General features: G+C 72.0%; 19 protein-coding genes and 1 pseudogene. 10 read left to right on the top strand and 10 right to left on the bottom strand.

Annotation, left to right across the window (positions count from 1 at the left end; genetic code table 11):
* Window positions 1–185: 185 nt before the first annotated feature.
* The 4 genes and pseudogenes from OHA73_RS33330 to OHA73_RS33345 form a co-directional block, all read right to left on the bottom strand.
* Window positions 186–464: an oxidoreductase C-terminal domain-containing protein gene (locus tag OHA73_RS33330; RefSeq protein ID WP_327658574.1), complete on the bottom strand. Its 279-nt coding sequence runs from the start codon at window positions 462–464 to the stop codon at window positions 186–188.
* 114 nt (window positions 465–578) lie between these two features.
* A pseudogene (locus OHA73_RS33335) lies at window positions 579–1,273 on the bottom strand (NAD(P)/FAD-dependent oxidoreductase); the annotation flags it as partial.
* Window positions 1,274–1,324: 51 nt separating this feature from the next.
* Window positions 1,325–2,953 (bottom strand): multicopper oxidase family protein, encoded by a 1,629-nt coding sequence (locus OHA73_RS33340; RefSeq protein WP_327656885.1) that lies wholly within the window; start codon window positions 2,951–2,953, stop codon window positions 1,325–1,327.
* Complete coding sequence (locus tag OHA73_RS33345) at window positions 2,946–3,398, bottom strand: hypothetical protein (protein WP_327656886.1); 453 nt, start codon at window positions 3,396–3,398, stop codon at window positions 2,946–2,948. The genes OHA73_RS33340 and OHA73_RS33345 overlap by 8 nt, the downstream gene beginning before the upstream one ends.
* A gap of 98 nt (window positions 3,399–3,496) precedes the next feature.
* Here OHA73_RS33345 and OHA73_RS33350 point away from each other — a divergent pair, with 98 nt between their 5' ends.
* From OHA73_RS33350 to OHA73_RS33370, 5 genes are all read left to right on the top strand, one after another.
* Window positions 3,497–4,393 carry a LysR family transcriptional regulator gene (locus OHA73_RS33350; protein WP_327656887.1) on the top strand — a complete coding sequence of 299 codons (897 nt, stop codon included), beginning with the start codon at window positions 3,497–3,499 and terminating at the stop codon, window positions 4,391–4,393.
* A 156-nt stretch (window positions 4,394–4,549) separates the two neighbouring features.
* Window positions 4,550–5,455 carry a HipA family kinase gene (locus OHA73_RS33355; RefSeq protein WP_266715298.1) on the top strand — a complete coding sequence of 302 codons (906 nt, stop codon included), beginning with the start codon at window positions 4,550–4,552 and terminating at the stop codon, window positions 5,453–5,455.
* A 121-nt stretch (window positions 5,456–5,576) separates the two neighbouring features.
* Window positions 5,577–6,059: an ATPase gene (locus tag OHA73_RS33360; RefSeq protein WP_327656888.1), complete on the top strand. Its 483-nt coding sequence runs from the start codon at window positions 5,577–5,579 to the stop codon at window positions 6,057–6,059.
* Window positions 6,056–6,394, top strand: a complete 339-nt coding sequence (locus tag OHA73_RS33365) for an ArsR/SmtB family transcription factor (RefSeq protein WP_267068702.1) — start codon at window positions 6,056–6,058, stop codon at window positions 6,392–6,394. Before OHA73_RS33360 ends, OHA73_RS33365 begins: the two co-directional genes overlap by 4 nt.
* Window positions 6,391–7,125 (top strand): DUF899 family protein, encoded by a 735-nt coding sequence (locus OHA73_RS33370; RefSeq protein WP_267068701.1) that lies wholly within the window; start codon window positions 6,391–6,393, stop codon window positions 7,123–7,125. The genes OHA73_RS33365 and OHA73_RS33370 overlap by 4 nt, the downstream gene beginning before the upstream one ends.
* 70 nt (window positions 7,126–7,195) lie before the next feature.
* Here OHA73_RS33370 and aceB read toward each other — a convergent pair whose 3' ends face one another.
* Window positions 7,196–8,818, bottom strand: a complete 1,623-nt coding sequence (gene aceB / locus OHA73_RS33375; protein WP_327656889.1) for a malate synthase A — start codon at window positions 8,816–8,818, stop codon at window positions 7,196–7,198.
* Between the two features lie 201 nt (window positions 8,819–9,019).
* Window positions 9,020–9,622 (bottom strand): nucleotidyltransferase family protein, encoded by a 603-nt coding sequence (locus OHA73_RS33380; RefSeq protein WP_327656890.1) that lies wholly within the window; start codon window positions 9,620–9,622, stop codon window positions 9,020–9,022.
* A 230-nt stretch (window positions 9,623–9,852) separates the two neighbouring features.
* Between OHA73_RS33380 and OHA73_RS33385 the strand changes: the two genes are divergently transcribed.
* A complete protein-coding gene (locus OHA73_RS33385; RefSeq protein WP_327656891.1) occupies window positions 9,853–10,170 on the top strand; it encodes a DUF5955 family protein in 318 nt (105 codons plus the stop codon).
* 17 nt (window positions 10,171–10,187) lie between these two features.
* On the opposite strand, the gene yczR is transcribed toward OHA73_RS33385, so the two are convergent.
* Window positions 10,188–11,666 carry a MocR-like transcription factor YczR gene (yczR, locus tag OHA73_RS33390; protein WP_327656892.1) on the bottom strand — a complete coding sequence of 493 codons (1,479 nt, stop codon included), beginning with the start codon at window positions 11,664–11,666 and terminating at the stop codon, window positions 10,188–10,190.
* 113 nt (window positions 11,667–11,779) lie between these two features.
* Between yczR and OHA73_RS33395 the strand changes: the two genes are divergently transcribed.
* The gene (locus OHA73_RS33395) at window positions 11,780–12,283 is read left to right on the top strand and encodes a universal stress protein (protein WP_327656893.1); all 504 of its coding nucleotides are present in this window, start codon (window positions 11,780–11,782) and stop codon (window positions 12,281–12,283) included.
* Between the two features lie 25 nt (window positions 12,284–12,308).
* Here the strand turns inward: OHA73_RS33395 and OHA73_RS33400 are convergent, their stop codons facing one another.
* Together OHA73_RS33400 and OHA73_RS33405 are read right to left on the bottom strand one after the other, a co-directional pair.
* Window positions 12,309–12,932 carry a response regulator gene (locus OHA73_RS33400; protein ID WP_266715307.1) on the bottom strand — a complete coding sequence of 208 codons (624 nt, stop codon included), beginning with the start codon at window positions 12,930–12,932 and terminating at the stop codon, window positions 12,309–12,311.
* A gap of 78 nt (window positions 12,933–13,010) precedes the next feature.
* The gene (locus OHA73_RS33405; protein WP_327656894.1) at window positions 13,011–14,204 is read right to left on the bottom strand and encodes a sensor histidine kinase; all 1,194 of its coding nucleotides are present in this window, start codon (window positions 14,202–14,204) and stop codon (window positions 13,011–13,013) included.
* A gap of 136 nt (window positions 14,205–14,340) precedes the next feature.
* On the opposite strand from OHA73_RS33405, the gene OHA73_RS33410 reads away from it, so the two are divergent.
* Together OHA73_RS33410 and OHA73_RS33415 are read left to right on the top strand one after the other, a co-directional pair.
* On the top strand, window positions 14,341–15,414 hold the full coding sequence (locus OHA73_RS33410; protein WP_327656895.1) for an ABC transporter permease: 1,074 nt from the start codon (window positions 14,341–14,343) through the stop codon (window positions 15,412–15,414).
* On the top strand, window positions 15,411–16,112 hold the full coding sequence (locus tag OHA73_RS33415; protein ID WP_327656896.1) for an ABC transporter ATP-binding protein: 702 nt from the start codon (window positions 15,411–15,413) through the stop codon (window positions 16,110–16,112). Before OHA73_RS33410 ends, OHA73_RS33415 begins: the two co-directional genes overlap by 4 nt.
* 31 nt (window positions 16,113–16,143) lie before the next feature.
* Here OHA73_RS33415 and OHA73_RS33420 read toward each other — a convergent pair whose 3' ends face one another.
* Window positions 16,144–16,944, bottom strand: a complete 801-nt coding sequence (locus OHA73_RS33420) for an IclR family transcriptional regulator (protein ID WP_327656897.1) — start codon at window positions 16,942–16,944, stop codon at window positions 16,144–16,146.
* A gap of 215 nt (window positions 16,945–17,159) precedes the next feature.
* On the opposite strand from OHA73_RS33420, the gene allB reads away from it, so the two are divergent.
* Window positions 17,160–18,512, top strand: coding sequence for an allantoinase AllB (allB, locus tag OHA73_RS33425; RefSeq protein WP_327656898.1), 1,353 nt, complete (start codon window positions 17,160–17,162; stop codon window positions 18,510–18,512).

The raw sequence follows: 18,512 nt of genomic DNA on the forward strand, positions 1-18,512 counted from the left end.
GGACCGGCCGCGAGCCACAAACTCATCGTGTTGGCGGTTGATCGTGAGGCACGCCTTGAAGCCGGCGAAGAAGTCGCCCCCAGGGCCGCTCCCGCAGTCGGTCGGCTCGCGGGCGGGACGGGCGGGCGACGGCCGCTCCGAGAACGGGGGCCGGCACGGGGACCTGCCACCGTCAGGGCGTCTGGTCAAGCCGCAGCGCGGGGCAGGGCCGGCAGCGGGACGCCTGGATCTCCCAGCCGGCCGGTGTCCGTCGGCCGGGCGGCGGCGACCAGGGCCCGCAGGTGTTCTGCCGCGCCCCAGTTGTCCAGCGTCATCGCGGCGACCGGGGTCTCGCCGTCCAGCCAGAAGGCCGTAAAGCCCGGGGCGTCCGGGTCCCCGCGGGTGATGACGCGGTCCCAGTGGAGGGGGTGGCCGACGTATTCGAGGGTCGAGTCGTACTGGGTGGAGAAGAAGTACGGCACCATGTCGACGATCTTCGGTACGCCGGTGAGGGTGGCCGCGGCGGCGGTGCCGTGGACGATGGCGTTGTCCCAGTGGTCGACCCGGATCGGGTTGAGGTGGCGTGGGTGCCGCTGGCGAGCGACGTCGCCGGTGGCCAGCGCGGCGGGGTGCGAGGTGCGCAGGTCTGGGCCGACCAGGATGCCCGCGTCCGTCTTCAGGCCTGCCCGCTCGGCGAGTTCGGTGTTGGGGATCGCGCCGATGCCGACGATGACGAGGTCGGCGGGGATGATCTTGCCTGTGGTGGTGCGGACGGCCTCCACCCTGCCGGTGCCGAGGAACTTCTCCACGCCGTCCCCGGTGCGCAGGTTCACGCCGTGGTCGCGGTGGCGCTGCGCGAAGAAGCCGCTTCGCGCAGCCGGTCGCTGTCGTCGCGGTTGCGCAGATAGTGGATGCCGGCCAGGCCGCGGCCTGCCACGTCCAGCCGGCGCGCCCGCGCCCCGGTGGCGAGGACGACCTGGTCGAAGGCGACCTCGGTGCCGGCGTCGGTGCGAACGCGACGGGCCGCGAGGTCGAGGTCGGTGGCGCGTTCGCGCCTGAGCAGGCTGATGTCGTTCGCGGCGTAGAAGTCGGCCGGGTGGACATCGAGACCGGCCGCATCGACGGTGCCGAGGAGATAGCCCTTGGACAGTCCCGGGCGCTCGTACGGCAGGTGGGGCTCGTCGCCGATCAATGTCAGCGGGCCCTCGTAGCCGTGGGTCAGGCGCAGCGCCTCGACGGTCTTGGCGGCGGCGAGGCCGGCGCCGACGATGGCGATTCCATTGTTGGTGGGCATGCGTGGTGATCCGTTCGTCGTCGGTTCGGACGGGGGGAAGCGGAAGGGAGGTCAGGCGATTTCGAGGTTCGCCATCATTCCCATGTCCTCGTGTTCGGCGTTGTGGCAGTGGAAGAGATAGCGCCCCCGGTAGCCGTCGAAGCGGGTGATGATCTCCGCTGACTCGCCGGGCCGCAGCGAGATCGTGTCCTTCAGCCCGGCGTCCTGGGGCAGCGGTGGGCCGCCGCCACGTGAGAGCACCCGGAAGCCCACCAGGTGCAGGTGGATGGGGTGGTGGACGTCGGCGACCAGCCGCCACACCTCGACACTGCCGAGCCGGGTGGACACGTCCGTACGCACCGGATCGAAGGCTCGGCCGCCGATCAGCCAGCCGCGGCCGTGCTGCATGTGCCCGGCGCGGAAGGCGAATTCGCGGACCGCGGTCGCTTGCGAGCGGTGCCAGCCCGGCAGGTCGTCCGCGAGCCGGTCGGGTACCCGGCCGCCGTTCCGCTCGCCGCCCCTGGCCTTCCGTGCGATGCGGAAGGCCATCACCTCGCGGGTGCGCCCGCTGCCCAGCCGGTTGCGCAGCCGCACCCTGCTGCCGGGCTTCAGGCCGCGGAAGTCGACGACGACGTCGTATCGTTCCGCCGGTGCCATCGGCACCCGGGTGTGGGTGACGGGGGCGGCCAGCAGGCCCTGGTCGGAGCCGATCTGCACCAGGTCGAGGCGGCTGCCGTCGTCGGTGACGGCCTCGAGGTCGTAGTGGCGGGCGTTGGAGCCGTTGAGCAGCCGCAGCCGGTAGCGGGCGGCGTCCGCTTCGTGCACCGGCCAGGGGGCACCGTTGACCAGGATGACGTCCCCGAGCACCCCGGCCGCGTACGGGCCCTGCACGCCGGGGCGTTCGCGCAGGGCCGGGTCGAGGGCCGGGTAGCGCAGCGATCCGTCCGCCTCGAAGGAGCGGTCGCAGATCAGCAGTGGCAGTTCGTACTCACCGCGCGGGAGGTCCAGGGCGTCCTCGACGTCGTCGCGGATGATGTGAAGCCCGGCGAGACCGCGCCAGATCGCCGGGGCGGTGAAGTCCATGCGGTGGTCGTGGTACCAGAGCATCGCGGCACGCTGGTCGTTGGGAAAGGTGTAGTCACGGGTGACGCGGCTGGTGACGGCGCGAGGATCGGCCATCTGGTGGCTGCCCGCGCCGTGGCCCCCGCCGTGATGATGCTCCGGGTCCGGCCAGCCGTCCGGGAGGATCAGGTCGGTGGGATAGCCGTCGGAGTCCGCCGGTGTGCGGCCGCCGTGCAAGTGCACCGCGGTCGGCACCGGCAACTCGTTGCGGTGCCGCACCCGGACCGTACGGCGGCGGCGGGACTCGATCGTCGGGCCGGGAAAGGTCCCGTTGTATGTCCACAGCCCGGTCCGGGTCCCGGGCAGGATCTCCGCGGTCGTCTCGCGCTGGGTGATCTCGTACCGGTCGGCGCCCTTCCCGGTCGCCGCCGGGGTCAGCACCTTCGGGATCGGCAGCGGCACGGTGTACGGCTCGGGCAGCGGCGCCGCGCTGCGCAGCATTCCGCCGGTCAGTGCCGGGCGGTTGGCGAGCGCGCCCGAGAGGCCGAGTCCGCCGCCTGCCAGCAGCCCCAGGGCCCCGCCGACCGCGAGGATCCGGCGGCGCGAGGGCGCGGCTCGTACGCCCGTCGGCCTACGCATCGGAGCCACCCCGCCCCCTGCCGCGCAGCGGCCGCGTCCACGCCACGGTGAAGAGCACCGCCAGTCCGGCGATCAACGACACCCCGAGCGGAAGGTGCAGCCACAGCGCCCCGTCCATGCCCGCGACGTACTGCACCGACTCGGCCGCCACCAGCAGCAGCGACGTCAGCGCCGGCCACCACACGCGCTGCCGCACGGAGTAGGTGACGCCCACGATGGCCTGGGCGAGACCCAGGAAAGATGCCGCATCGGCACCGAGGGCATGGAGGCCGAGCCCGCCGATGTCCCCGGAGAGATACACGCCGGCGAACACCGGCTGGCCGAAGACCACGACGGTGTGCAGTGTCACCGCCGCCCGGAACATCCCGCCGGTGACGCCGGTGACGCCGGTGCTCGGGGCCTCGCGCCCCGCTGTGGCCGACGGAGCTTCATCAGTGCTGGTCATGCCTCCACGGTCATGCTCGCAGGGATATGCCGTCAAAGATCAATATTGCTAATCTGTTATGCCCTGGGTGCTATGGGCCCAGGTGGGAAGGGGACGTCATGGACCTGCACGCACTGCGCCAATTCCTGGTGATCGCCCGCCTGGAGCACCTCAGCCGGGCCGCGGAACAACTCCGCGTCGCCCAGCCGTCGTTGAGCCGCACCATCGCCCGCCTCGAAGCGGAGCTCGGCGCCCCGCTCTTCGACCGTGGAGGGCGGCTGCGCCTCAACGAGTCCGGCCGCCTCTTCCGCGACCACGTCGAACGGGCCCTCGGTGAGCTGGAGGAGGGGCGGCGCGCGGTGGCCGAGGCCGCCCGCGAGGGGATCGGCGGGGTGCGGTTGGCCTCGGAGACGTTCCTGACCGTGACCGGTCCGCTGGGGGCGTACAAGCAGGCCCACCCGGGCATCGATGTGCAGCTGCACCAGATGGCGGCCGCGGAGATGCACCGCGCGCTGCACGCCCGAGAGATCGATCTGTGCGTGGCCTCGCAGCCGATCTCCGGTGACGGCCTGGACAGCGTCCGCCTGCACGACGAGCCGGTGTGGCTGGCCGCCCCGCCCGACCACCCCCTCGCTGCCCGCTCCTCGGTCGCGGTCGAGGAACTGCGCGACGAGCCCTTCGTCATCGCCCGACCGGGCCACTGGCAACGCCACCTGCTCGACCACCTCTTCGCCGCGGCCAACCTCACCCCGCGCATCGTCTGCGAAGGCGATGAGCCGGCCGCCACGGCGGCCCTGGTCGGCGCCGGGGTGGGCCTCACCCTGATCCCTGCCATGGCCCGTACCGCCGACACGGTCAGCCCGGTCGCCTGGATTGCAGTCGACGCCCCGTCCTGCCGCCGCACCCTCACCCTGCACAGCAGGTCGGGAAGCCGCCTGTCCACGGCGGCGCGACTGATGCACACCACCCTCGGGAGGTGGCCGTGGAGCACCACGGCCGAGCGTCAGCCGCTTTGAGGCCGGGGCGCGGGGCTCGGGCGCTCCTCGCCGGCGATCACCCTCGGTTTATGCTCGCTTCATGCCGGAGGCCGGAAGCAAGGGGCGAACGGCCATGGACGGACTGCTGGGGAAGAACCTTGGACTGCAAGGCCGGCGGAGGGGTGAGGTGAGGAAATGCTGAGAGAAATCACCGCGACCCGTTATGTGAACCCGCTGCGCACCGGCGGCTCCGTACCCGGTGTCGTCGAGGCGGACGACCTGGGCACCTACGTGGTCAAGTTCACCGGGTCCGCGCAGGGCGTGAAGGCGCTCGTCGCGGAGATCGTCGTGGGCGAGCTTGCGCGCGCGTTCGGGCTGCGTTTCCCGGAGTTGGTGCTCGCGCACTTCGACCCGGCGCTCGGCGCGGACGAGCCGCACCAGGAGGTCAAGGAGCTGCTCGACGCCAGCGCGGGGCTCAATCTCGGCATGGACTTCCTGCCGGGTGCGGTGGACTTCACGCCGGAGATCGCGGAGACGTTTCCCGTCGACCCGCTGGAGGCGGGCCGCATCGTCTGGCTCGACGCGCTCACCGTCAACGTGGACCGTACGGTGCACAGTTCGAACCTCATGGTCTGGCCCGCCCTCGGCATCGCCGAACCGAAGCTGTGGCTCATCGACCACGGCGCGGCGCTCGTCTTCCACCACCGCTGGGACGGCGCGGACCCGGCGAAGGCGTACGACTTCCGGCATCACGCGCTCGGTGGATACGGGCCGGACACGCGCGGCGCCGACGCGGAACTGGCGCCGAAGGTGACGGAGGAGCTGCTGCGCGAGATCCTCTCCCTCGTCCCGGATGCCTGGCTCACGGACTTCGCCACACCGGACGAGGCACGCGACGCCTACGTCACCTACCTCCTCGCCCGCGCCCGCTCCTCCGCCTCCTGGCTGCCCACGGACTTCCCGTCCCGCGACGAACTGGCGGCGGCCGACGCGAAGCGCGCGGCGGCGACGGAGCGCGGCCGCCCCGCGTGGCTGAAGCGCGTCCCGGACCTCCACGGCAAGCCCCCGGCGGAACAGGACTGGTCCCGCCACGTGGGCTGACGCCCGTACTGCGAAATCGCGAAGCGCAGCCCCCGACGGGCCCCACTTGCAACCGAGGGGTTGCAGCACGGCTCGGCAGGTGCAACCCTTGGGTTGCAGGCAACGTAGCTAGGAGGACCCCATGTCCGACGCACACGCCACCCACACCGCCGACGACCTCGCGGAGCTCGACCGCATCGCCCGCCGGATCGACATCGACGCCCCCGCCGAGCGGGTCTGGGAACTCGTCGTACGCCCCGGCTGGTACGTCAACGACGGCACCGTGGAGGCCGAGCCCGACATCCGGTACGAGGGGGATGTGGCCGTCGTGCGGCACGCCTCGCTGGGTGAGTTCCGGTTCAGGACCGTCGAGCTCGACAAACCGCGCTACGCCGCGTTCCGCTGGATCGGCACCCCGCACCGCGGTGAGACGACGGGCTCGACCCTCGTCGAGTTCTGGATCGACGAACGCACGGAGGGCGGGGTGACGCTGCGCGTCGTCGAAAGCGGATTCTCCGGTCTCGCCGACGACCCGGCCGTATGGCTGAAGGAGCGCGAGGGCAACGACAAGGGCTGGCTCGCCGAGCTCGCCGCGGCGAAGGAGTTCGTCGAGGCCGGGGCGTGACCGCCGCGCCGCCCGCCGTGTGTGCCGCGCTCGGCGACGCGACCCGCTGGGAGATCCTCACCCGGCTCGGGCAGGGGCCGATGTCGGCGTCCGCGCTGGCCCGCGAGCTGCCGGTGAGCCGGCAGGCGATCGTCAAGCACCTGGAGGTGCTGCGCGAGGTCGGGCTCGTCGAGTCCGAGCAGCGCGGCCGCGAGGTGGTCCACATCGCCGTCGGCGCCCGGCTCGGCGCGCTCGCCCGGGAGCTCGACCGAATAGGCCGTTCCTGGGAGACCCGCCTGCTGCGCATCAAGGAACTGGCCGAAGGGCCGGACGGACGAGGGGAGAAGGAGTCATGACCGACCACGCCCCGGCGCTGCCGCCGGTGACCGACCGGGCCGCATTCGAGGCCGGGATCGACAAGCTGCGGCTGCGCGAGAAGGCCCACACCCGCGAGGGCGACGCGATCGCCGCCGCCCGGCGACGCCTTCCCATGGTCGAGGTGGACGGCGGCCTCGAACTGACCGGGCCCGACGGGCCGATCACGCTGCTCGACGCCTTCGAGGGCCGACGACAGCTCCTCGCGTACTACTTCATGTGGCACGACGGCCACCCGGCCGCCGAGCAGTGCGAGGGCTGCACCTGGTGCGCGAGCCAGGTCAGGGAGCTGTCGTATCTGCACTCGCGCGACATCACGTACGCGGTCCTGTGCCAGGGGCCGTACGAGGAGAGCAGGCGCTACCGGGACTTCATGGGCTGGGACATGCCCTGGTACTCGGCGGTCCCGTCCCTGGATCAGCTGCTGGTCGGCCGGCACGTCGGCATGATGCACCTGGTGAGCTATCTGCGGGACGGCGACCGCGTCTTCGAGACCTGGTGGACCACGCTGCGCGGCGTGGAGCAGGTGGACAACAGCTACCGGCTGATGGACCTCACGGCCTACGGCCGCCAGGAGCTGTGGGAGGACTCCCCGGAGGGCTGGCCGCAGGGCCAGGGCGAACCGGCCGAGGACATCCGGCTGCGCGCCGACGGGCGGCCGATCCCGCACTGGCCGCGCCTCGCGGCGGGCCACAGCGACGACCTCGGCTGACGACCTGGGCCGATGACGCGAAGGGGCCCGGCGCCATCCCGGCGCCGGGCCCCACACGCACCGCGAAACGTCAGCCGAGCTGCTCGTACGCAGGCAGCGTCAGGAAGTCCGCGTAGTCCGCGTCCAGGGAGACCTGGAGGAGGAGGTCGTGGGCCTGCTGCCACTTGCCGGCCGTGAAGGCCTCCTCGCCGACCTCGGCCTTGATGTTCGCCAGCTCCTCCGAGGCGACCTTGCGGGCCAGCTCGGCGGTGACGGTCTCACCGTTGTCGAGGACGACGCCCGCGTTGATCCACTGCCAGATCTGGGAGCGGGAGATCTCCGCCGTCGCCGCGTCCTCCATGAGGTTGAAGATCGCGACGGCGCCGAGGCCGCGCAGCCACGCCTCGATGTAACGGATGCCGACCTGGACGGCGTTGACGAGGCCGTCGTAGGTGGGCTTCGCGTCGAGGGAGTCGATGGCGATCAGGTCGCCGGCGGCCACCGAGACGTCCTCGCGCAGGCGGTCCTTCTGGTTCGGCTTCTCGCCGAGGACCTTGTCGAAGGACTCCATGGCGATCGGGACGAGGTCCGGGTGCGCGACCCAGGAGCCGTCGAAGCCGTCGCCGGCCTCGCGGTCCTTGTCGTCGCGGACCTTCGCGAAGGCCACCTTGTTGACCTCGGCGTCCTTGCGGGACGGGATGAAGGCCGCCATGCCGCCGATCGCGTGCGCGCCGCGCTTGTGGCAGGTGCGGACGAGGAGTTCGGTGTACGCCCGCATGAACGGGGCGGTCATCGTCACCAGGTTGCGGTCCGGCAGGACGAACTTCGAGCCGCCGTCACGGAAGTTCTTGACGATCGAGAAGAGGTAGTCCCAACGGCCGGCGTTCAGGCCGGAGGCGTGGTCGCGGAGCTCGTAGAGGATCTCCTCCATCTCGTACGCGGCCGTGATCGTCTCGATCAGGACGGTGGCGCGCACGGTGCCCTGCGGGATGCCGACGTAGTCCTGCGCGAAGACGAAGATCTCGTTCCAGAGGCGGGCCTCCAGGTGCGACTCCGTCTTCGGGAGGTAGAAGTACGGGCCCTTGCCGAGCTCGATCAGCTTCTTCGCGTTGTGGAAGAAGTAGAGGCCGAAGTCGACGAGCGCGCCGGGGACGGCCTTGCCGTTCCCGTCCACGAGGTGGCGCTCGTTCAGGTGCCAGCCGCGCGGGCGCATGACGACCGTGGCGAGCTCGTCGGCGGACTTCAGCGCGTACGACTTGCCGGAGCGCTCGTCCGTGAAGTCGATGGAGCGGTTGTAGGCGTTGGTGAGGTTCAGCTGGCCGCCGATGACGTTCTCCCACGTCGGGGCGGAGGCGTCCTCGAAGTCGGCGAGCCAGATCTTCGCGCCGGAGTTGAGCGCGTTGATCGTCATCTTGCGGTCGGTCGGCCCGGTGATCTCGACGCGGCGGTCGTTCAGGGCGGCCGGGGCCTCGGCGACCTTCCAGGTGTCGTCCGCGCGGATGGCGGCGGTCTCCGGGAGGAAGTCGAGCGTGGAGGTGCGGGCGATCTCGGCGCGGCGCTCGGTGCGACGGGCGAGGAGCTCGTCACGCCGGGGCGTGAAAAGGCGGTGCAGCTCGGCCACGAAGGCGAGGGCCGCTTCGGTGAGCACCTCGCCCTGTCCGGGCAGGGTCTCGGCGTCGACGATGGCCAGCGGGGACGGCGCTGGTGCGGACATGTGGCTGTCACTTCCTTCAGCGAGCGAACGGCGCCTGCGGCACTGGGTGCCGGGGCCGCGTGGGTATGGCTGCTGGCCCCGCTTTGGGGGACCGGCCCTTCTCAACAGTGGATATTAGTTTCCTCATTGTGGAAGTTCAATGGTTTGTTGACGTCGAGATTCTCAGAGTCGACAGAACGTGGCTCTGCGTGCCACGCCCCGTTACTCAAGGTGCTCGAGATCCGCTTCCGTGTCGATGTCGTACGCCTCGGCGATGTCCCCGCACTCCACGAGCTCCAGCACCCCCGCGCGCTCCTTGAGGTACGCGCGCGCCCCGCGGTCGCCGCTCGCGCTCGCCGCGATGCCCGCCCAGTGGTCCCGGCCGAACAGCACCGGATGCCCGCGCTCCCCGCCGTACGCGGCCGCCGCGAGCGAGGCGGGGGAGTCGTAGGTCTCGAGCACCCGCGCCACCGCCGCCGCGCCGATTCCCGGCTGGTCCACCAGGAGTACGAGCGCGGCGTCCGCCTCCGTGTCCGCAAGCGCTTCGAGTCCTGCCCGCAGCGAGGACCCCATGCCGTCCTCCCAGTCCGGGTTCTCCGTCACCTGGCATCCCTCCAGCACGGCCCGCTCCCGTACGTCGCCGGCCGCCGCGCCGAGTACCACGTGCACGGGATCGCATCCCCCCGCGCGCAAGATGCGTACCGCGTGTTCCACGAGTGGCTGCCCGTGGTGCTGGAGGAGTGCTTTGGGGCGGCCGCCGAGCCGCCGGCCGCCACCCGCGGCGAGCAGCAGTCCAGCAACCGCGCCAGTGCTCTTTGTCGTCATGCCCCCTGCATATCGCACGCAAGTCGCGATCGAAGTCGTTCGGATTTTCACAGTTGCCTTGCGCAACGGACTGGCGAAACGCTTGCGCGTGGCGTTAACTGGGCCGCCACAAACCCGAGTTGGACGCCCGATCGACGCTCCGGCCGGGTTACGCGGTAGTAGCGGCAGTAGCAGTCGAGAAGTACCTGAGCAGGACAACACACGCACAAGGACGTGCAAGGGGGAGAGCTGTGTTGCGGAGCGTGGAGCAGAGGCTTGTGACCGGGAACGACGTGGACCCGCGGGTGGACGAGCTGCGTACCGCCGTGTCCCGGTTACGTCGTGAACTCGCCGCGCATCCGGTCGAGTTTCCCGACCGGGGGATCGCGGAGGACGAGCTCGCGGCACTGGACGCGATGGCCGGCGGGGGCCGGCCCGAGGTACCGAGGCTGCGGCGTTCGCTGCTGCTCGTGGCGGGGGCGATCGGCTCGGTGAGCGCGCTGTCCGCGGCGCTGACCCAGGTCAGGGGCGCTGTGGAACTGTTCGGAGGGCCGCCTTCGCAGGGCTGACGTCCGCGCCGGAGCGGCTACGCCACCCAGTGCGGCCGCCCCGGCTCGTCGCCCGCCCCGCCGAGCCCGCCGTCGAGCGCCGCCGCGATCCGCCGCACCGCCTCCTCGGCGACCTCGACCGGCTGGACGTACGGGACGCGCAGCCGGTGCTCGAACGTGCCGGGGTCCGCGCCGAACCGTGACCCGCCCTCGATCCGCACCCCGTGGCGCAGCGCGGCCCGCCCGAGCGCGGAGGCGATCGGCCGCCCCAGGTCCACCCAGAAGGAGAGCCCGCCGGGCGGCACCTGCCAGCGCCAGTCCGGGAATTCGCGGCCGAGCGCCTCGGCGAGCCGGTCGCGGCGCTCGCGCAGCACCGGGATCCGGCCGCGCAGAATACTGTCCTCCCGGTCGAGCAGCCGCCCCGCCACCAACTGGTCGAGGACCGAGCCCGACATGTCTGCGGTGACCCGCAGCGCCGTCAGCTCGGTGATCAGGCGGGTGCCCGCGCGCACCCAGCCGACCCGCAGCCCGCTCCAGTGCCCCTTGCTCAACGAGCCGACGGTGACGATCTGTTCGCCCCCGCCGGACGGGGCGAGGGAGGCGAACGGCGGCTCGCTCCGCCCGTCGAGCGCGATGTCCGCGATCGTCTCGTCGATGACCAGCCAGGTGCCGGTCGCCCGCGCCGCGGCGATGATCTGCCTCCGCTGCTCGCTCGGCATGAGCCGGCCCGTCGGGTTCTGGAAGTCGGGGATCAGATAGGCGAGCCGGGGCGCCGACTGCCGCAGCGTCGCGCCGATCAGCTCCACGTCCCAGCCGTCCTCGGTGACCGGCACCGGCGCGGTGCGCAGCCCCAACTGCCGGATCACCGAAAGGGCGTTGGCGTACGAGGGGTTCTCCACCACGATCCGGTCGCCGGGCCTGCCGAGCAGCGTGAGCGTGAGCGACACGGCCTGCTGGGCGCCCGTCGTGACCAGGATCTGCTCGGGCAGCGTGGGCAGACCGCGCCGCGTGTACCGTTCGGCGATCTGCGCGCGCAGCTCCGTCAGACCGTACGGGTGGTAGCCGTTGGTCACCGCGTGCCGGGCGACGTCCGGGGCCGCGGCGGCGTACGCGGCCGACAGCTCGTCCTCCAGGAACCCGGGCGCGGCGACCGCCAGATCGATCACGTCGTCCCCCGCCGCGGGGGTGGCCACGACGGTCGGCCGCGCGCCGTCCGGCAGCTCGGTCCACGTCCCGGCGCCGCGCCTGCTGCGCGCGTACCCGCTCTCGCGGAGCAGGTCGTACGCGGCCGTGACGGTGGCCCTGCTGACCCCGAGCGAAGCCGCGAACTCGCGCTCCGCGGGCAGCCGCGTGTGCAGCGCGATCCGCCCGTCGAGCAGCAGCGTCCGCACGCCCTGCGCGAGCGCGCGGTAGCCGGGGCGCTCCCCGGCCACACCGGTCACGAGCGCGCCGAGCCGCCTGCCGCCGAGCCCGCGCCCACCGCCGTCCACGCTGCGGACCACCGCCTTGTCACCCATGCCACAACTCCGTGATTGGCCCTGCTGTCCAGGCCAATCAGCGTACAGAGTGGGGCTAGATCGGTGCGGAGTGGCCTGGAGGCGGCCGCGGTGCGCGTACGAGGAGGAGTGTCATGGACGGCGAGCGTGTCGGTGGTCGCGTGGTGGTCGGGATCAGCGGTTCCCCGGCGAGCCTGGCCGCGTTGCGCTCCGCGGTCGCCGAGGCCCGGCGGTCCGACCGGCCCCTCGTGGCGGTGCTCGCGTGGGAGCCGCCGGAGGGCGAGGCCATGTACCGGCGGTGGCCGGACGCCGCGTGGGCCCGGCACTGGTACGAGGAGGCCCGTGCCCGGCTGGCGGCGGCCTTCGAGGAGGCGCTCGGCGGACTGCCGCCCGACCTCGACGTGACGCTCCGCGCGGTGCGCTCCCGCCCGGGCCCTGCCCTGGTCGAACTCGCGGCGCGCCCCGACGACCTGCTGGTCGTCGGCGTCCGTCCACGGAGCCTGCGCCGCGCCGCCCACCGCCACGTACGACGGCACGCGGTGTGCCCGGTGCTCACGGTGCCGGTGCGGCCGCTCCAGCGCGCGGAACTGCGGGCGCTGCGACGGGTGCGGGCGGCGGACTTCGAGGCGATCCGCTAGCGGGTTTCGGTTTCGGTGTGCGGTGTCAGCGCCGCCGCAGCAGCCCGTCCCGCGTCGCGCGTGCCACCGCCGACGTACGCGAGTCGACGCCCAACTTCGCGTAGATGTGCACCAGGTGGGACTTGACCGTGGCCTGGCTCAGGAACAGCTCGCGGGCGATCTCGGCGTTGGAGAGGCCGTCCCGCACGTGCCGCAACACCTCCAGCTCGCGCCGGCTCAGCGCCTCCGCAGGAGCCCGCATCCGGTCCATGAGCCGGTCCGCGACGGCGGGCGCGAGTGCGGAGCGCCCGGAGGCCGCCGTGCGCACTGCCGCCGCGAGCTCTTCCGGCGGGGCGTCCTTCAGCAGGTAGCCGGAAGCCCCCGCCTCCACCGCGGCGAGGATGTCCGCCTCGGTGTCGTACGTGGTGAGGACGAGGACGCGCGGCCCGCCGTCCAGGGCCGCGATCCGTGCGGTGGCCTCGGCGCCGTGCATCGTCCCCGCGCCGAACTGCAGGTCCATGAGGACGACGTCCACGTCACCTGCCAGCTCCACGGCCCGCTCGGCCGTCGCGGCCTCGGCGACGATCGCGAAGTCCGGCTCCGCGTCGAGCACGGCCCGCAGCCCGGCGCGTACGACGGGGTGGTCGTCGGCGAGCAGCAGCCGGATCACGCGGCACCTCCGGTCGGCAGCGGCAGCAGCATCGGAATGGTCACGCCACACCCCCGGCGGGCATCGGCATCGGAATGGTCACGCCACACCCCCGGCGGGCAGCGGCAGCGGCAGCGGCAGCGTCACCGCGACCGCCGTGCCGCGGCCCGGCTCCGACTCGACGGTGAACGTGCCGCCGAGCTCGCTCACCCGCGAGCGCATCGCGACGAGCCCGAACCCGCCCTCGCCGCCGCCCGGCGCCCGCTCGGGGTCGAAGCCCGCGCCGTCGTCCACCACGTCCAGGGCCACCGAGGTCTCCATGAAGCTGAGGGTGATCTCCGCGCGGTTCGCCCGCGCGTGCCGCACCGTGTTGGCGAGCGCCGACTGGGCGATGCGCAACAGCGCCACCTCGTACGGCGTGGGGAGTTCGAGCGGGGTGCCGCTCACCGAGAAGCGGGCGGTGAGGCCAGGCGCCGTGGCGCACAGCCGGTCCAGCGCCCCGGCCAGGGAGCCGACGTCGAGGTCGGGCGGGGCCAGGGCGCGCACAAAGCGGCGGGCCTCCGCGAGATTGTCCTGTGCCGTGGCCCTGGCCTGCTCGACGTGCCCGGCGGCGGGGGAGTCGGCGGGCAGTTCGCGCCCGGCCGCGACCAGCAGCAACTGGATCGAGGACAAGCCCTGCGCGAGCGTGTCGTGGATCTCCCGGGCCAGCCGCTCGCGTTCGGCGAGGGTGCCGCCCGCGCGCTCCGCCGCCGCGAGTTCGGCGCGGGTCGCGACCAGCTCCTCGATCAGCTGCTGCCTGCGCTCGCTCTCCCGGTACAGCGCCTGGTAGCCGAGCACGGTCGCCACGGCGACGGCCGCGCCGAGCAGCGGCCCTATGAACGCCCCCGGATTCACCGCCCCGTCATGACCGACGTACGAGCAGATGGCCGCGCCCGCAGCGATGCCCACCGCGGGAACGCCCCAGCGCGCGGGCAGCAGATGCAACAGCAGGAAGTACAGCGGGAACGCCAGCCACAGGGCGTCGGGCGAGAGCACGAGCAGCAGCGCCCACACGGCGCCAAGGACGGCCAGCCACCACGCGGCGCCCGCACGCGTTGACCGTACGACGGGCAACGCGGCGCCCACCCCGTAGACGAGGCCCATCGCCCCGGCCACCGTCACCACCGCCGCGACCGGCTCGTCGGAGCGACCAGTCAGGGCCCGTACGACGACGAGCGCGAGCAGGCCCGCCGTCAGCAGATGCAGACAGAGGCGCAGCGCGCGCAGGGCGGGGGTGAGCGAACGTGGATCCATACTGCTCACCAGCGTACGAAGCCGGGACACCGAACCGGTCAACCGAAAGTTTGAAAGGCGCGTCCCCCTTTCGATTCGGGTGAAGCGTGCTGTGGCGCGATGCCCGGGCGGGCCCCGGAGCCGCAGTCTTGACCGCATGTTCGTCGCATGGAGAGATCTACGGTTCGCCAGGGGAAGGTTCGCCCTGATGGGAACCGTGATCGTACTGATCACGCTGCTTGTGGGACTGCTGTCGGGACTGACGGCGGGGCTCGCGCGGGACAACACGTCGGCGCTCACCGGGCTGCCCGCCGACCACCTCGCCTTCGCCCGGCCGGCCGACGGCCAGTCGGTGTCGTTCACGGCGTCCACGGTCCGCCCCGAGCAGTGGCGCGACCTCGCGGCGCGGCCGGGCGTCGAGAGCGCGGAGCCGATCGGCATCGGCACGGTGAACGCAGAGGCGGGCCGCCAGACCGCGGCCGTCTCCGCGTTCGGTGTGCGCCAGGGCTCGGGCCTCGCACCCGACGCGACGGAGCCCGGCACGGCGGTCCTGTCCACCAAGGCGGCGAAGGAACTGGGGGCGGCCACGGGCGACAAGCTCACCCTCGGCGGCACGCGTCTCACGGTCGCGGCGGTCTCCGGCGACGCCTCGTACAGCCACACACCGGTCGTCTGGACGCACCTCGACGACTGGCAGCACATCGCGCCCACGGGCGGGGACGGCGAACGCGCGACGGTGATCGCCCTGCGCACCGGGTCGGGAGCCGACCTACAGGCGGCCGACAAGATCGCCGGCACGGACACGACCACCATCGACGGCGCGCTGTCCGCCATAGGGTCCTACCAGGCCGAGAACGGCTCGCTTCAGCTGATGCGCGGCTTCCTCTTCGTCATCTCGGCGCTCGTCGTCGGCGCGTTCTTCACGGTGTGGACGATCCAGCGCAGCGCCGACATCGCGGTCCTGAAGGCCCTCGGCTCCTCGACCCGCTACCTCCTGCGGGACGCGCTGGGCCAGGCGGTCCTGATGCTGGTTGCGGGTACTGCGATCGGCACCGGCCTCGCCACCCTCATCGGCGCCTTCGTCCCCGACACCGTGCCCTTCGTCCTCGATCCGCTGACCGCGCTCGGCCCGGCCGCCGTCATGACGGTCCTCGGCCTCGCGGGCGCCGCCCTCTCCATCCGGCGGATCACCGCCGTCGACCCCCTCACCGCACTCGGGAGCGCCCGATGACCCTGCTGCTCGACGACATCACCCTGACCTACGCCGACGGGGACGGCCGCCTCACGGCCCTCGACCGGGTCGGCCTCCGGGTCCCGGCCGGCGGCCTCACGGCGGTGGTGGGCCCCTCCGGCTCCGGCAAGTCCAGCCTCCTGGCGGTGGCGGCGACGCTCGTCACCCCCGACAGCGGCCGCGTGACCGTCGACGGGACCGAGGCCACGGGCCTGACCCGCTCCGACGCCGCGGAGCTGCGCCGCCGCGCGATCGGCATCGTCTTCCAGCAGCCGAACCTGCTGCCGTCGCTGACCGCGCTTGAACAACTCCAGGTGATGGCCCACCTGGAGGGCCGCAAACCGCGCGAAGTACGGGACAGGGCAAGCGAGTTGCTCGAAGCGGTCGGCCTCTCCGCCCAGTCCCACCGCCGCCCCCACCAACTCTCGGGCGGCCAACGCCAACGCGTGAACATCGCGAGGGCCCTGATCAACGAGCCACGGGTACTGCTCGTGGACGAGCCGACGAGCGCGTTGGACCACGAACGCGGCGCGGCAATCCTGGACCTGCTGCGCACCCTGACGCGAGAACGGGAAACGGCAACCGTGCTCGTGACACACGACCGCGACCACCTGACGGTGGCGGACGAGGTCCACGAGATGCGCGACGGCGCACTCGTCACTTCAGGGGCCGGTAAATCAAGCCCCGCCGGCGTTTGAGGCGCGGGGTCCGGGGCAGAGCCCCGAGTCGTCAACCACTGTGGCCAGAGCTGGCCAAGGCCACCGACAACTCCTGCGCCACCTGCTGAAGGACCGGCACGATCTTCTCCGTCGCCGCCTCCGTCACCCGCCCCGCAGGCCCCGAAATCGAGATCGCCGCAGCGGTGGGCGAGTCCGGCACGGACACCGCGAGGCACCGCACCCCGATCTCCTGCTCGTTGTCATCGACGGCATACCCGGCCTGCCGCACGTCCTCGAGCGCGTCGAGGAAACCCTCAGGCGTGGTGAGCGTCTTCTCCGTGGCCGCCGGCATCCCGGTCCGCCCAAGAAGCGCCCGCACCTCATCCGCGGGCGTGTACGCGAGCAGCGCCTTTCCCACGCCAGTGGAGTGCGGCAGCACCCGCCGCCCGACCTCGGTGAACATCCGCATGGAGTGCTTGGACGGCACCTGGGCGACGTACACGACCTCGTCGCCGTCGAGGAGCGCCATGTTCGCGGTCTCGCCGGTCTCCTCGACGAGGCGCGCCAGGTACGGGCGCGCCCACGTGCCGAGCAGCCGGGACGCGGACTCGCCGAGCCGGATGAGCCGCGGGCCGAGCGCGTAACGCCGGTTGGGCTGCTGGCGTACGTAGCCGCAGGCGACCAGCGTGCGCATCAGCCGGTGGATCGTCGGCAGCGGCAGTCCGCTGCTGGCGGAGAGCTCGCTCAGGCCGACCTCACCACCGGCGTCGGCCATCCGCTCGAGCAGATCGAAGGCGCGCTCGAGGGACTGGACGCCGCCGGTGGGTGCGGACTTGGCGGCATCAGTGGTGCTGGCGTCGGGCGTCGGCACAGCGCGTTCCTTTCGGGGGGTGGGCAGATTTGCAGCCTACCGGCGGGTCCCCGGCCAGTGATCCCTTGACCTGGAAGTTCGTGGGTAGCTACGTTCTGCGTGTCGGAATATTAATTCCACTTTGTGGAAACGTCCAGGGTCCGGGTGGGTCTTGACGGTTCCCGAAGTCTGAGTGAGAGTCCTTCAACAGAACGTTGAAGCTTGAGGAGGCCCAGGTGTCGGACGCCGAAGTCCAGATCGAACTCGTGCTGCGCTCGACGCGCGTCGTCACTCCCGAAGGTACGCGCCCCGCCTCGGTCGCCGTCGCCCAGGGGAAGATCGTCGCGGTGCTCGCGCACGACGCCGAGGTCCCGGCCGGGGCCCGCCTCGAGGACTTCGGCGACGACGCGCTGCTGCCCGGCATCGTCGACACGCACGTGCACGTCAACGACCCGGGGCGTACGGAGTGGGAGGGCTTCTGGACCGCCACCCGCGCGGCCGCGGCCGGTGGCATCACGACCCTCGTCGACATGCCGCTCAACTCCCTGCCGCCGACCACGACCGTTGACAACCTTCGTACGAAGAAGGACGTCGCCGCCTCCAAGGCGCACATCGACGTCGGCTTCTGGGGCGGCGCGCTGCCGGACAACGTCAAGGACCTGCGCCCGCTGCACGACGCCGGTGTCTTCGGCTTCAAGTGCTTTCTTTCGCCCTCCGGTGTCGACGAGTTCCCGCACCTGGACGCCGACCGGCTCACCGCCTCCATGGCCGAGATCGCCGGCTTCGGCGGCCTGCTCATCGTGCACGCCGAGGACCCGCACGAGCTGGACGTGGCGCCCCACAACTCCGGCCCCAAGTACGGCGACTACCTCGCCACCCGCCCCCGGGTCTCCGAGGACGTCGCCATCAAGGGCCTCATCGACACCGCGAAGCGGATCGGCGCCAGGATCCACATCCTGCACCTCTCCTCCTCCGACGCGCTGCCGCTGATCGCCGCCGCGAAGGCCGAGGGCGTCGAGCTGACCGTCGAGACCTGCCCGCACTACCTCACGCTCACCGCGGAGGAAGTCCCGGACGGGGCAAGCGAGTTCAAGTGCTGCCCGCCGATCCGCGAGGCCGCCAACCAGGACCTGCTGTGGCAGGCGCTCGCCGACGGCACCATCGACTGCATCGTCACCGACCACTCGCCGTCCACGGCCGACCTGAAGACCGACGACTTCGCGACCGCCTGGGGCGGCATCTCCGGCCTCCAGCTGAGCCTCTCGGCGATCTGGACCGCCGCCCGTAGCCGTGGCTACTCCCTTGAGGACGTGGTCCGTTGGATGTCCGAGCGCACGTCGAAGCTCGTGGGCCTCGACGACCGCAAGGGCGCCATCGCCGTCGACCGCGACGCCGACTTCGCCGTCCTCGCGCCCGAGGACACCTTCAGCGTCGACCCGGCCGCCCTCCAGCACCGCAACCGCGTCACCGCGTACGCGGGCAAGACGCTGCACGGCGTCGTCAGGTCGACCTGGCTGCGCGGCGAACGCATCGTCGCCGACGGCGAGTTCACCGCCCCGCAGGGGCAGCTGCTCGAAAGGAACAAGTAA

This window comes from Streptomyces sp. NBC_00483 (assembly GCF_036013745.1).
In the GTDB taxonomy this organism is placed as follows: domain Bacteria; phylum Actinomycetota; class Actinomycetes; order Streptomycetales; family Streptomycetaceae; genus Streptomyces.

Excerpts from the sequence above, each read along its gene's own strand:
- OHA73_RS33330 (WP_327658574.1), bottom strand. The coding sequence starts at position 464 with ATGGTGCCGTACTTCTTCTCCACCCAGTACGACTCGACCCTCGAATAC.
- OHA73_RS33340 (WP_327656885.1), bottom strand. The coding sequence starts at position 2,953 with ATGCGTAGGCCGACGGGCGTACGAGCCGCGCCCTCGCGCCGCCGGATC.
- OHA73_RS33345 (WP_327656886.1), bottom strand. The coding sequence starts at position 3,398 with ATGACCAGCACTGATGAAGCTCCGTCGGCCACAGCGGGGCGCGAGGCC.
- OHA73_RS33350 (WP_327656887.1), top strand. The coding sequence starts at position 3,497 with ATGGACCTGCACGCACTGCGCCAATTCCTGGTGATCGCCCGCCTGGAG.
- OHA73_RS33355 (WP_266715298.1), top strand. The coding sequence starts at position 4,550 with ATGCTGAGAGAAATCACCGCGACCCGTTATGTGAACCCGCTGCGCACC.
- OHA73_RS33360 (WP_327656888.1), top strand. The coding sequence starts at position 5,577 with ATGTCCGACGCACACGCCACCCACACCGCCGACGACCTCGCGGAGCTC.
- OHA73_RS33370 (WP_267068701.1), top strand. The coding sequence starts at position 6,391 with ATGACCGACCACGCCCCGGCGCTGCCGCCGGTGACCGACCGGGCCGCA.
- aceB (WP_327656889.1), bottom strand. The coding sequence starts at position 8,818 with ATGTCCGCACCAGCGCCGTCCCCGCTGGCCATCGTCGACGCCGAGACC.
- OHA73_RS33380 (WP_327656890.1), bottom strand. The coding sequence starts at position 9,622 with ATGACGACAAAGAGCACTGGCGCGGTTGCTGGACTGCTGCTCGCCGCG.
- yczR (WP_327656892.1), bottom strand. The coding sequence starts at position 11,666 with ATGGGTGACAAGGCGGTGGTCCGCAGCGTGGACGGCGGTGGGCGCGGG.
- OHA73_RS33395 (WP_327656893.1), top strand. The coding sequence starts at position 11,780 with ATGGACGGCGAGCGTGTCGGTGGTCGCGTGGTGGTCGGGATCAGCGGT.
- OHA73_RS33405 (WP_327656894.1), bottom strand. The coding sequence starts at position 14,204 with ATGGATCCACGTTCGCTCACCCCCGCCCTGCGCGCGCTGCGCCTCTGT.
- OHA73_RS33410 (WP_327656895.1), top strand. The coding sequence starts at position 14,341 with ATGTTCGTCGCATGGAGAGATCTACGGTTCGCCAGGGGAAGGTTCGCC.
- OHA73_RS33415 (WP_327656896.1), top strand. The coding sequence starts at position 15,411 with ATGACCCTGCTGCTCGACGACATCACCCTGACCTACGCCGACGGGGAC.